Source organism: Kitasatospora sp. NPDC091257, assembly GCF_044757675.1.
In the GTDB taxonomy this organism is placed as follows: Bacteria; Actinomycetota; Actinomycetes; order Streptomycetales; family Streptomycetaceae; genus Kitasatospora; species Kitasatospora lactacystinica.
This window is the reverse complement of sequence record NZ_JBIVVI010000126.1, coordinates 1-11,774: the sequence shown is the minus strand read 5'-3', so window position 1 is coordinate 11,774 and position 11,774 is coordinate 1. Positions and strand designations below refer to the sequence as shown.

General features: G+C 73.8%; 11 protein-coding genes. 7 read left to right on the top strand and 4 right to left on the bottom strand.

Features of this window, described 5'->3' with window-relative positions; all coding sequences use genetic code 11:
* Positions 1–449 precede the first annotated feature (449 nt).
* The 3 genes from ACIQOV_RS08740 to ACIQOV_RS08730 all read right to left on the bottom strand — a co-directional run bounded on the left by ACIQOV_RS08740 (position 450) and on the right by ACIQOV_RS08730 (position 2,006).
* A complete protein-coding gene (locus ACIQOV_RS08740; RefSeq protein ID WP_401046468.1) occupies positions 450–1,115 on the bottom strand; it encodes a hypothetical protein in 666 nt (221 codons plus the stop codon).
* A gap of 91 nt (positions 1,116–1,206) precedes the next feature.
* Positions 1,207–1,617, bottom strand: a complete 411-nt coding sequence (locus tag ACIQOV_RS08735) for a hypothetical protein (RefSeq protein WP_401046467.1) — start codon at positions 1,615–1,617, stop codon at positions 1,207–1,209.
* Positions 1,614–2,006 carry a hypothetical protein gene (locus ACIQOV_RS08730; RefSeq protein ID WP_359900425.1) on the bottom strand — a complete coding sequence of 131 codons (393 nt, stop codon included), beginning with the start codon at positions 2,004–2,006 and terminating at the stop codon, positions 1,614–1,616. The genes ACIQOV_RS08735 and ACIQOV_RS08730 overlap by 4 nt, the downstream gene beginning before the upstream one ends.
* A 407-nt stretch (positions 2,007–2,413) precedes the next feature.
* On the opposite strand from ACIQOV_RS08730, the gene ACIQOV_RS08725 reads away from it, so the two are divergent.
* The 5 genes from ACIQOV_RS08725 to fahA all read left to right on the top strand — a co-directional run bounded on the left by ACIQOV_RS08725 (position 2,414) and on the right by fahA (position 8,743).
* Positions 2,414–3,775, top strand: a complete 1,362-nt coding sequence (locus ACIQOV_RS08725; protein WP_401046465.1) for a phosphoribosyltransferase family protein — start codon at positions 2,414–2,416, stop codon at positions 3,773–3,775.
* 231 nt (positions 3,776–4,006) lie between these two features.
* Positions 4,007–5,221 (top strand): 4-hydroxyphenylpyruvate dioxygenase, encoded by a 1,215-nt coding sequence (hppD, locus tag ACIQOV_RS08720; RefSeq protein WP_359900421.1) that lies wholly within the window; start codon positions 4,007–4,009, stop codon positions 5,219–5,221.
* A 149-nt stretch (positions 5,222–5,370) separates the two neighbouring features.
* Positions 5,371–6,573, top strand: a complete 1,203-nt coding sequence (locus ACIQOV_RS08715; protein ID WP_401046462.1) for a homogentisate 1,2-dioxygenase — start codon at positions 5,371–5,373, stop codon at positions 6,571–6,573.
* A complete protein-coding gene (locus ACIQOV_RS08710) occupies positions 6,570–7,514 on the top strand; it encodes a hypothetical protein (protein ID WP_401046460.1) in 945 nt (314 codons plus the stop codon). The genes ACIQOV_RS08715 and ACIQOV_RS08710 overlap by 4 nt, the downstream gene beginning before the upstream one ends.
* Positions 7,511–8,743 carry a fumarylacetoacetase gene (gene fahA / locus ACIQOV_RS08705; protein ID WP_401046458.1) on the top strand — a complete coding sequence of 411 codons (1,233 nt, stop codon included), beginning with the start codon at positions 7,511–7,513 and terminating at the stop codon, positions 8,741–8,743. The genes ACIQOV_RS08710 and fahA overlap by 4 nt, the downstream gene beginning before the upstream one ends.
* Before the next feature lie 143 nt (positions 8,744–8,886).
* On the opposite strand, the gene ACIQOV_RS08700 is transcribed toward fahA, so the two are convergent.
* Positions 8,887–9,666 carry an SDR family oxidoreductase gene (locus ACIQOV_RS08700; RefSeq protein WP_401046457.1) on the bottom strand — a complete coding sequence of 260 codons (780 nt, stop codon included), beginning with the start codon at positions 9,664–9,666 and terminating at the stop codon, positions 8,887–8,889.
* A gap of 98 nt (positions 9,667–9,764) precedes the next feature.
* Here ACIQOV_RS08700 and ACIQOV_RS08695 point away from each other — a divergent pair, with 98 nt between their 5' ends.
* Positions 9,765–10,433: a TetR/AcrR family transcriptional regulator gene (locus tag ACIQOV_RS08695; protein WP_401046455.1), complete on the top strand. Its 669-nt coding sequence runs from the start codon at positions 9,765–9,767 to the stop codon at positions 10,431–10,433.
* Positions 10,434–10,699: 266 nt separating this feature from the next.
* Positions 10,700–11,761 carry an enoyl-CoA hydratase/isomerase family protein gene (locus ACIQOV_RS08690; protein ID WP_401046470.1) on the top strand — a complete coding sequence of 354 codons (1,062 nt, stop codon included), beginning with the start codon at positions 10,700–10,702 and terminating at the stop codon, positions 11,759–11,761.
* Positions 11,762–11,774: the final 13 nt, after the last annotated feature.

The following is an 11,774-nucleotide window of genomic DNA, read 5'->3' as shown; positions in this document are numbered from 1 at the left end:
CTCCCGGAAGAGGGGGTGGTCGTCGACGATCAGCACACGGACGGCCGGAGTGCCACCCGGATCCACAGGCGCCAACGGCTGTTCTTCATCCACCCGGCCGACACTATCAGCGGCGATCGCGTGACTTTCCGTGACGTGCTCGTGAAGTCCTCAGCGTGTCGGGGCGGGAACGGGCCGGGAAGGGCCGGGACGGGCCGGAAAGGGCCGGGACGGGCAGGGAGGAGCCGGGAGGAGCCGGGAGGAGCCGGGAGGAGCCGGGAGGAGCCGGGGCCCGACCGCTCCGGCTCACGTCGGGACGGGATTCGAGACCGGGCCCCGGCCGCCCGGGACACCGGGCCGTCGAAACCGGATCCTCACCCGGTACACGCCGCGGGCTGGCGTCCGCACGCGCGGACGCCGGCCCGTCGACATTCCTCTCGCGTGACCGATCACGGTCGAGCGCTCCGGTCTCAACCCTGCGGACCGGTCTGCCCCGAGCGCACGGGCCGGCCGTCCCATTCCGGCCCCAGAGCGGCGCCGGGTGCGCCGACGCGGCCCAGCACGGCGGTGACCGGTCCACGCCGGCCGGCCCGCAGGCCGTACCGCTCCCCCGCCCGGACGTAGACCAAGTCGCCGGAGAGCAACAGGACTTCACCCAGCTCTCCGAGGAAGGCCGCGGCCCCGGTGAGAACCACCAGGAAGGCGTCGGCGGCCCGGTCCGTGTACGGTCCGCAGGTTCCGCACGGGTCGAGCCGCGCGGTGCCCACCTCCACCTGCCGCCGGCTCGCGGCGGGCGCGGAGTCCGACCGCTGGGCCGGGATGGCGGCCCGGGGCGGAACGGGCCTGACCGTGAGCACGGTGGTCGGCGTGCCTCGGACGGCGGAGATCCGGCAGGAGGTTCCGGGGCGGTGGTGCAGCGCCTCGCCCGGGGAGAGGATCCGGCCGGCCGCGAACAGCCGACCGGAGAGCACCACGGTCACCGACTCGACCGATTCGTACGGGAGTTGCTCGATCCGGACGCCCGGCGGCAGCGCCTCGACGGTGAGTCCGGCGCGGACGGCCGGCCGCTGCTCCGGATCGATCAGCCGCTGGAACGCGGGCGCGGTGCGGGGGACGGCAGCGGGGACGAGGATCACGAGTGGTCACCTCCAAGGGAATTGGAGGACAGGCAGGATTGGCAGCGCCGGTCAGCGCCGGTCAGCGCCTGTCAGGGCCGACCAGCCCCGGTCAGGGCCGGTCGCGGCGGGCGGCACGGCGCCGGGCCAGGGCGGCCCGGGTGCCGGCGGTGTGTCGGGGAACGGCGAGTGTCAGGCAGAGCAGTTCCGCGCCGAGCGGCCCGGCTTCCAAGTGCAGGGCGCGGCCGCGGCGGGCCAGCAGCAGGTCTCCCTCGGAGGCCAAGTGATCCGGTTCGTCGGACAGTCGGCCGACGACGGCGGCGCCGCGCAGCACGTGCAGGACGGTCTCGGTGTCGGGCCGGCCCGGGAGGACGTGGTGGGCGCCCGGGCTCAGCCGCAGGTGGTCGAAGGCCTCGCAGGCAGTGGCGAGCATCGGGCTCCGGGCGAGGGAGCGGATCCGTACGCGCTCGCCGTTCGGGCCGATGACGACCATGGCCGCGCCGGTGTCGGTGGTGACGATCACCTGGGGTCACCTTCTTCGGGAGAGGCTTCGGAGCGGTGGACGGAGGGAGCGGGGACGGTGAGCAGGGCATGGAAGTACTCCAGCCCGGCCGTCCCGGCGGTCAGGACGGTCCGCGAACCGAGCGGCAGCACGACCGCGGTGCCCTCGACCAGCGGCAGGCCGGCGTCGGCGCGCTCCGGGTGGTCCGGGTGCACGGCGCCCTCGGGCAGTTCGGCGAGCCCGGAGCCGGCGGTGACGTAGAGCGCGTGCTCGATGCCGTCGGCGGCCAGCTCGGTGCGGTGGCCCGGGTCGAGTCGTTGCAGGCCGACACCACGCAGCGGTCCGGCGAGCAGGCGGCCGGGGTCGACGGCGCCTCGGCGGCGCAGGTCGGTGATGACGGTGCCCGACATGACGGGCTCCTTCCGGTCGCGGGCGGGCTCTGCGGTCCGCCTCTGCGATCCACGGTGCGCCACCCGCTGTCCCGGCCACACGGGGGTGTCGTCCTGTCCGGCTCCCGGCCCGATCCCGGCCCGATCCCGACCTGATCCCGACCTGATCCCGCCCCGGTTCCCGGCCCGATCCCGGCCTGGATCCCGGTCCGATCCCGACACCGTCCCGGCCCGCCCCACCTGCGGTCCCCGCCCACCGTCCCGACCCGCGATTCCGTCCTGCTCCCGTTCTGCTCCCTCCTGGTCCGGACCGGTTCCCACCCCCGCGCGCCGCCCCGCGCGGTGACCTGCGCACGCACCCGGACGCCCCCTCCCGCGAACGCCCCGCGCCGACCGGAACGACGTACGGTGGAACCGGAGGCCGTGTCATGCACGTCACCGGAACCCACTTCACCCGCTTCGCCGACCGCACCGAGGCGGGCCGTCGGCTGGCCGCCCGCCTGGGCCACCTGGCCGGCCCCGACACCGTGATCGTGGCGCTGCCGAGGGGCGGCGTGCCGGTGGCCGCCGAGGTCGCCGCAGTGCTCGGCGCGCCGCTGGACATCTGCGTGATCCGCAAGCTCGGCGTGCCCTACCAGCCGGAGCTCGGCATGGGGGCGATCGGCGAGGGCGGCGTCCGGGTGCTGAACGACCAGGTCATCCGGTTCTCCGCGGTCACCGACGAGCAACTGGCCGAGGTGGAGCGGCGCGAGCGCGCCGAGCTGGCGCGCCGGGCCCGCCGCTACCGGGGCGACCGGCCGCCCGCCGATCTGCGCGGACGCACGGTGGTCGTGGTGGACGACGGCATCGCCACCGGGTCCACCGCCCGGGCGGCCTGCCGGATCGTCCGGGAGCGGGGCGCCGCCCGGGTGGTGCTGGCGGTGCCGGTCGCGCCCGCGGACTGGGCCGAGCGGCTCGACGAGGTCGCCGACGAGATGGTCTGCGTCGACACGCCGTCCCCGTTCTACGCGATCGGCGAGTTCTACGCCGACTTCACGCAGACCGGGGACGAGGAGGTGCTGCGGCTGCTGACCGAGGCCGGCGGCGACCCGCCCGCGGCCTCCGCCGGGGTCGACCGCGAGCTGCCGCTGCCCGTCGCCGGGGTCCGCCTCGCGGGCCGGCTGACCGTCCCGGCCGGCGCGCGCGGGGTCGTCGTCTTCGCGCACGGCAGCGGCAGCGGCCGGCACAGCCCGCGCAACCGGCACGTCGCCGAGTACCTGAACCGCACCGGGCTGGCCACGCTGCTGTTCGACCTGCTCACCGAGGCCGAGGAGCCCGACCGGCGGAACGTGTTCGACGTGGCGCTGCTGGGCGGCCGGCTGACCGCCGTCGCCCGGCGGCTGGGCGCGGCACAGAGCGGCCCGGACGCCGCCGTGCCCGAGACGCTGGGCCTGCCGCTCGGGCTGTTCGGCGCGAGCACCGGCGCCGCGGCCGCGCTGCACACCGCCGCCGAGCTGGGCCCGGCGGTGCGCGCCGTGGTCTCCCGGGGCGGTCGCCCGGACCTCGCCGCGCCCGACACGCTGGCCCGGGTCCGCGCTCCGACGCTGCTCGTCGTCGGCTCCCTGGACCCCACCGTGCTCGACCTCAACCGGCGGGCCCGGAGCCGGCTGCGCTGCGAGACCGGGCTCGCGGTGGTGCCGCACGCGAGCCACCTGTTCGAGGAACCGGGGACGCTGGACCGGGTCGCCGAGCTGGCCTCGGACTGGTTCCTCCGCCACCTCCCCCGCCCCGTCGGCCCCGGAAGTACGTGACCGTCCCATTGCGCAGACTTCGGGCATCGTCCCCGGTCAGCAGCACATTTTGCGCAGCCGACAGCGGGATTTTCTGATCAGCTTGTACACATTGAGCAGTCAAAATCCGACCTGTTGCCCAACCACCCCGACAGGAGCAAGCTCTCCGCAACCACACCGCCCACCCGTACGCGGTGCGGTCGCGATCCAGCGGAAGCCTCGACGGCGAGGCCCGAAGTGGAGGAACGAGCGATGACCCCGCAGACCCACGCCCTTGAGCTGACCCCCGAGGAGCGCGAGGCCGGTCTTGACGCCGACCAGCTGCGCCGCCTCGTCGGCCTCGTCGAGCACGACGCCGCCGCCGACCCGTTCCCCGTGACGGCCCAGGACGCGGTCGTCTTCGTGGTCGGCAACGCCACCCAGACGGCCCATTTCTACCAGGTCGTCTTCGGCATGGAGCTGGTCGCCTACTCCGGCCCGGAGACCGGCCGTCGGGACCGCAAGGCGTACGTGCTCCGCTCCGGCTCCTGCCGCTTCGTGATCAAGGGCGGTGTCCAGCCGGGCAGCCCGCTGCTGGACCACCACCGCCGCCACGGCGACGGCGTCGTCGACCTCGCCCTGGAGGTCCCGGACGTGGACAAGTGCATCGAGCACGCCCGCGCGTCCGGCGCCACCGTGCTGGAGGAGCCGAACGACGTCTCGGACGAGAACGGCACCGTGCGCCGCGCGGCCATCGCCACCTACGGCGAGACCCGCCACACCCTGATCGACCGCTCCCGCTACCACGGCCCGTACCTGCCGGGCTACGTCGTCGCTGCGAGCAGGGTGACCCACCCCGAGGGCTCGCCCAAGCGCCTCTTCCAGGCCCTCGACCACGCCGTCGGCAACGTCGAGCTCGGCCGGATGGACGAATGGGTGTCGTTCTACAACCGTGTCATGGGCTTCGTGAACATGGCCGAGTTCGTCGGCGACGACATCGCCACCGAGTACTCCGCGCTGATGTCCAAGGTCGTCGCCAGCGGCAACCACCGGGTGAAGTTCCCGCTCAACGAGCCGGCCGTCGCCAAGAAGAAGTCCCAGATCGACGAGTACCTGGAGTTCTACACCGGCCCCGGCTGCCAGCACATGGCGCTCGCCACCAACGACATCCTCACCACCGTCGACGTGCTGCGCTCGCGTGGCGTGGAGTTCCTCAACACCCCCGACGCGTACTACGACGACCCGGAGCTGCGCGAGCGGATCGGCAAGGTGCGCGTGCCGATCGAGGAGCTGAAGAAGCGCGGCATCCTGGTCGACCGCGACGAGGACGGCTACCTGCTGCAGATCTTCACCAAGCCGGTCGGCGACCGCCCCACCGTCTTCTACGAGTTCATCGAGCGGCACGGTTCGCTCGGCTTCGGCAAGGGCAACTTCAAGGCGCTCTTCGAGTCCATCGAGCGCGAGCAGGACCGACGCGGCAACCTGTGAGCGTCCGACGGCTCCGACGAGCCGGTTCCCGGCGGGCCGGCCTCCGACGGGCCGGCCTCCGACCGGCTCCGACGAGCGGGCCTTCGGCGGGCTCCGACGAGCTCTGACGAACACGGATCTCTGCCAGACGGTCGAGGAGGACCACGGAGATGGCGTACTACCGGCAGCTGGGCAGCATCCCGCCCAAGCGGCACACCCAGCACCGCACTCCCGAAGGCGGGCTGTACTACGAGGAGCTGATGGGCGAGGAGGGGTTCTCCTCGGATTCCTCGCTGCTCTACCACCGGGGCATCCCCTCGGCGGTGGTCAACGCGGTGCCCTGGGAGCTGCCGGACCAGTCCACGGTGCCCAACCACCCGCTCCTCGCCCGGCACCTCAAGCTGCACGAGCTGTTCGCGGACCAGGACTGGAAGTCCGCGGACGTCGTCGGCGGCCGCCGGCTGGTCCTCGGCAACGGCGACGTCCGGATCTCGTACGTCGCCGCCGGGGCCCCGAGCGAGCTCTACCGCAACGGGCTCGGCGATGAGTGCGTGTACGTGGAGTCCGGCTCCGGCACGGTCGAGACGGTGTTCGGCTCGATCGAGGTCGGCCAGGGCGACTACGTGATCATCCCGCGCGCCACCACCCACCGCTGGGTGCCGGCCGGGGACGAGCCGCTGCGCGCGTACTGCATCGAGGCGAACAGCCACATCACCCCGGTCAAGCGCTACCTGTCGAAGTACGGGCAGCTGCTGGAGCACGCGCCGTACTGCGAGCGGGACTTCCGCGGACCGGTCGGCCCGCTGGTCGTCGACGCCCCCGGGGACGTCGAGGTGCTGGTCAAGCACCGAGGCCCGAACGGGGTCGCGGGCACCCGCTACACCGTGCCGCACCACCCCTTCGACGTGGTCGGCTGGGACGGCTGCCTGTACCCGTACGCCTTCAACATCAAGGACTTCGAGCCGATCACCGGCCGGATCCACCAGCCGCCGCCGGCCCACCAGGTCTTCGAGGGCAACGGCTTCGTGATCTGCAACTTCGTTCCGCGCAAGGTGGACTACCACCCGCTGGCGATCCCGGTGCCGTACTACCACGCCAACGTGGACAGCGACGAGGTCATGTTCTACTGCGGCGGCGACTACGCGGCCCGCAAGGGCTCCGGCATCGGCCAGGGCTCGATCTCGCTGCACCCGGGCGGGCACACCCACGGTCCGCAGCCCGGGGCGTACGAGCGCAGCATCGGCGCGGAGTTCTTCGACGAGCTGGCCGTCATGGTGGACACCTTCCGCCCCCTGGAGCTGGGCGAGGGCGGCCGGGCCAGTGAGGACGCGAACTACGCCTGGACCTGGGCCGGTCGGGGGCCCGGGCGATGAACACGCTGCCGCCGGGGGGCGTGATCCCCGAGCTGTTCCACGGACTGTTCGACGACGCGGCGGTGTTCCCGCCGGGGAACCTGCCGATCGTCGACGCGGTGCCCGCGCACCGGCTGCACCGCGCGGCCTGGTACGCCGAGGCGGTCGGCCCGCTCCTCTGCGGGGCGGGCCGACTGGGCGAGTTGGCCGCGGCGGTCGCGAACTCCCCGGAGACCGCCGCGGCCCAGGGGCGCGCAGCGGGGGCGGACGGCGCGGTGGCGGCGGGCGGCGCGGTGGCGGCGGGCGGCCGGCCGCTCAAGGTCGGGCTGGTGCTGCCGGGGGGCAGCACCGAACTCGCCCCGGCGCTCGCCGCCGCCGCGCCGTTCGAGCTGGCCGGCGTCGAGCTGGCCACCCGGGACGCCGCCGAGGCGGTGGCCGCGCTGGACCGGCTGCTGCCACCGGACGTCCCGGCCGCCGTCGAGCTGCCGCGCGAACTCCTGCGCGGGGACGGACTGGACGCCGTCCTGGACGTGCTGGTGGACAGCCCGTACCGGGCGAAGTTCCGCACCGGCGGGCTGGTCGCCGAGGCGTTCCCGGACGAGGACGAGCTGGCCTCCTTCCTCACCGGCTGCGCGCGGCGCGGGCTGCCGTACAAGTGCACGGCCGGGCTGCACAACGCCGTCCGGCACACCGACCCGGAGACCGGGTTCGAGCACCACGGCTTCCTGAACGTGCTGCTGGCCGCGCAGGAGACCGACCGGACGGCGGCCGCGGCGGTGCTGGCGGAGCGTGACGGCGAGGTGCTGGCCAAGGCGGTGCGCGCACTGACGGCTCGTCAGGTTACGGTGATCCGCAACTCGTTCACCGCGTTCGGCACCTGTAGCATCGCCGAGCCCCTGGGCGACCTGGCCGCGCTCGGCCTGCTGTCGTCGCCCAGTCCACTGCACCAGGAGGACCGTTGAGCACCACCCCCAGCAGCCCCAGCAGCTGGCTCGCCAGCGCCCAGGACTCGCCGTTCGGCGTGCACAACCTGCCGTACGGCGTCTTCACCGCCGCCGACCGGCCCGGGCGGCGCCGGATCGGCGTGCGCGTCGGGGACTTCGTGCTGGACGCCGGGGCGGCCGCCCGCGCGGCCGGCGCGCCGTCGGTGCTGCTGGACGCGGACTCGCTCAACCCGCTGATGGCGGCGGGGCGTCCGGTCTGGACCCGGGTACGGGCGGACCTCATCACCTGGCTCACCGACGAGTCCTTCCGCGAGGCGCTGTCGCCGGCGCTGCTGCCGGCCGACGAGGTGGAGCTGCACCTGCCGTTCGAGGTCGCCGACTACGTCGACTTCTACGCCTCGGAGCACCACGCCACCAACCTGGGCCGGATCTTCCGCCCCGGCTCGGAGCCGCTCACCCCCAACTGGAAGCACCTGCCGATCGGTTACCACGGGCGGGCGGGCACGGTCGTGGTAACCGGCACGCCGGTGGTGCGGCCGTTCGGGCAGCGCAAGGCGCCCGCCGACGCCGCGCCGACCTTCGGGCCGTCGCGCCGGCTCGACATCGAGGCCGAGGTCGGCTTCGTCGTCGGCGCGCCGTCGGAGCTGGGCCGCCCGGTCGTGCTGGACGACTTCCGCGAGCACGTGTTCGGCGTCTGCCTGCTCAACGACTGGTCGGCGCGCGACATCCAGGCCTGGGAGTACGTGCCGCTCGGCCCGTTCCTCGGCAAGTCCTTCGCGACCTCGATCTCGCCGTGGATCGTCCCGCTGGAGGCCCTGGAGCACGCCCGGGTCACGCCGCCGGAGCGCGACGTCGAGCCGCTGGCGTACCTGGACGACCGGGGCGGCGAGCCGTGGGGCCTGGACCTGGCGATGGAGGTCCGGCTGAACGGGCACCCGGTCTCCCGGCCGCCGTTCGCCACCATGTACTGGACGGCGCAGCAGCAGCTGACCCACATGACCGTCAACGGTGCTTCGCTGCGCACCGGCGACCTGTTCGCCTCCGGCACGGTCAGCGGGCCGGAGCGGGACACCCGGGGCGCGCTGATCGAGCTGACCTGGAACGGCGAGGAGCCGCTGAAGCTCCCGGACGGGACGACCCGGACGTTCCTGGAGGACGGCGACGAGGTGACCATCACCGCCACCGCGCCCGGGCCGGACGGCACCGTGGTCGGGTTCGGCGAGGTCACCGGGCGGGTTCGGGGCTGAGGGCCCGGACCGGAGGCCGGGGAGCCACGCCGAACCCGACCACGGACAACAGATCACCGATGACGGATCACGGATGACGGATGACAGCTGACAGATTTCATCATCTGTCAGCTGTCATCCGTTTCCCGTTCGCCCACCTCCGTCTAGAGCCCGGCACCGCCCGTGGCGTCGACGATCCGCCCGGTCACCCAGCGAGCGTCGTCGGAGGCGAGGAAGGCGACGACGTCCGCGATGTCCTCCGGCTGCCCGACCCTGCCGAGCGCGGCCACCGAGGCCGCGTACGCCTCCGCCTCCGGGTTGCCCCGCAGCCAGCCGGCGTTGACGTCGGTGTCCACGATGCCGGGCGCGACCGAGTTCACGGTGATCCCGCGCGGGCCGAGCTGCTTGGCGAGGTTGAGGGTGAAGGTGTCCAGCGCCCCCTTGGTCGCGCCGTAGGCGATGATCTCGGGCATCGCCAACCGGGCGGCCCCGCTGGAGACGTTGATGATCCGGCCGCCGTCCCGCAGCCGCTTCAGTCCGTGCTGCACCACGAAGAACGGCGCCCGGACGTTGACCGCGAACACCTCGTCGAAGCCCTCCTCGGTCAGCGCTTCGAGGTCCGAACTGCGCCCGATCCCGGCGTTGTTCACGATGATGTCGACGCCGCCGTCCGGGGCGTGCGCTCCGATCCCGGCGTCGAAGGCCGCCCAGAGCGCGGCCGCGTCGCCGTGCCGGCCGAGTTCGGCGCGCAGCGCGAACGCCCGCCCGCCGTCGGCCCGGATGTCCGCCACCACCTCCTCCGCCGCGGCCCCGTCCCGGGCATAGCCGACGGCGACGGTGGCACCGTCCCGCCCCAGCCGCCGGGCGATGGCCCGGCCGATCCCCCTGCTGCCGCCCGTGACCAGCGCCACCTTGCCCTGAAGTCCGTACGTGCCCGCACCCATGGCCGAGTCCCCTCTCGCCGTATCCGATAATTATTGAGTCATCGCTCAAGAAAGACGCTAGCACACACTTCTTGAGCGACTGCTCTAAAATTTGGGGCATGAGCGAGGCACAGCAGACGACCGGGACACCCGCGAAGGCGGCACCCGCAGGCGCGGCACCCGACGCGCCACCCCGCCCCCGGCGCGGCCGCCCGCCGGCCTTCGACCGCGCCGAGGCCCTGGCCGCGGCCACCCGGCTGTTCTGGCAGCTCGGCTACGACGCCACCTCCGTCTCCGACCTCACCACCGCCATGGGCATCCGCCCCGGCAGCCTGTACGCGGCCTTCGGCGACAAGCGCTCACTGTTCGAGGAGGTGGTCCGCCAGTACGGCCGCTCGCCCGTCGGCGCGTTCGCGACCGTCGCGCTGGCCGAGGAGCCCACCGCGTACGGTGCCTTCGCCCGCATCCTGCGCGAGGCCGCCGCCATCTACCCCGACCCGTCCCATCCGGCCGGCTGCCTGGTGATCTCCGCCGCCACCAACGTCGCCCCGCAGGACGCCGGCGTCCAGGAGCGGCTGCGCGAGCTGCGCAACGCGAACCTGCGGACCTTCGAGGCCCGGCTGCACCAGGCCCGGCAGGACGGCGAACTGCCGCCCGACGCCGATCCGAAGGCGCTGGCGGGATACCTCGGCACGGTCCTCCAGGGCATGTCCCAGCAGGCCCGGGACGGCGCCACCGCCGCCGACCTGGCCCGCACCGCCGAACTCGCCCTGCGCGCCTGGCCCTGAACCCCGGCCCCCGACCGCGCCCCGAACCTCCCGAACCTCCCGGCCCTCCCCGCCCACCCTTGTTCGCCCTTGCCCGGCCCGGCCCGGTGATCGGAACGCCTCCCGACCCCCGGTACGGTGGACGCCAGGATTCCGGCGGGAACGAACGGCGGACGACGGCAACGGACGCCGACGGGCGGGGCGCCGACGGGCCGCGACCGGGCCCGGCGGACACCGAACCGCGTCGACATCACCGAGGGACGGGAGCGGGCCCGATGAGCGCAGAGGTGACGGAGGTCCAGGCCTTCCTGGACGGCGGTGTCGGACGGCTCGTGCTGAACCGCCCGAGGGCGCTCAACTCGCTGACCCACGGCATGGTCACCGCCCTGCGCACCGCCCTGGACGACTGGGCCGGGGACGACCGGATACGCGCCGTCGTCCTGACCGGCGCGGGCGAGCGCGGACTGTGCGCGGGCGGCGACATCCGCGCGATGCACGACGACGCCAAGGCGGGCGGAGCAGGCACCCGGGCATTCTTCCGCGACGAGTACCGGCTGAACGCCCTGATCGCCCGCTACCCGAAGCCGTACGTCGCGGTGATGGACGGCATCACCATGGGCGGCGGCGTCGGCGTCTCCGCCCACGGCGCGGTGCGGATCGTGACCGAGCGGTCCACCGTCGCGATGCCCGAGACCCGGATCGGCATCGCCCCGGACGTCGGCGGGAGCCGGCTGCTCGCCCACGCCCCGGGCGAGTTGGGCACCCACCTCGGGCTCACCGCCGCCTCGATGGGCCCGGGCGACGCCCTGCTCTGCGGATTCGCGGACCACTTCGTACCCTCGGCGCGCATCCCGGACCTGCTCGACGCCCTGAGCCGGGGCACCGCCGCGGCGAGCGGGAGCAGCAGCAGCGAGGTCGCCGCCCTCGTCGCCGCGCACGCCGAGCCCGCACCGCCCGCCGCACTGGCCGACCGGCGCACCTGGATCGACGCCTGCTACGCGGCCGACACGGTCGAGGAGATCGTCGACCGGCTGCTGAACTCCGGTGTCCCGGAGGCGAAGGAGGCCGCCGTCGCCCTCCTGGCGAACTCCCCCACCGCCGTCAAGACCACCCTGGCCGCGCTGCGTCGCGCCCGCACGCTCCCTTCGCTGGAGGCCGTGCTCGACCAGGAGTACCGGATCTCCTGCGCCGTACTGGAGGGCCACGACATGGTCGAGGGCATCCGCGCGCAGGTGGTCGACAAGGACCGCAACCCCCAGTGGAAGCCCGGCACGCTCGCCGAGGTGACGGAGGCGGACGTCGCCCGCTTCTTCGCCCCGCGCGAGGGCGACGAGCTGGGCCTGGCCTGAACCCCGCCCCTCC

Coding starts and splice junctions, on each gene's coding strand:
- ACIQOV_RS08695 (WP_401046455.1), top strand. CDS start 9,765: ATGAGCGAGGCACAGCAGACGACCGGGACACCCGCGAAGGCGGCACCC.
- hppD (WP_359900421.1), top strand. CDS start 4,007: ATGACCCCGCAGACCCACGCCCTTGAGCTGACCCCCGAGGAGCGCGAG.
- ACIQOV_RS08730 (WP_359900425.1), bottom strand. CDS start 2,006: ATGTCGGGCACCGTCATCACCGACCTGCGCCGCCGAGGCGCCGTCGAC.
- ACIQOV_RS08715 (WP_401046462.1), top strand. CDS start 5,371: ATGGCGTACTACCGGCAGCTGGGCAGCATCCCGCCCAAGCGGCACACC.
- ACIQOV_RS08700 (WP_401046457.1), bottom strand. CDS start 9,666: ATGGGTGCGGGCACGTACGGACTTCAGGGCAAGGTGGCGCTGGTCACG.
- ACIQOV_RS08710 (WP_401046460.1), top strand. CDS start 6,570: ATGAACACGCTGCCGCCGGGGGGCGTGATCCCCGAGCTGTTCCACGGA.
- ACIQOV_RS08725 (WP_401046465.1), top strand. CDS start 2,414: ATGCACGTCACCGGAACCCACTTCACCCGCTTCGCCGACCGCACCGAG.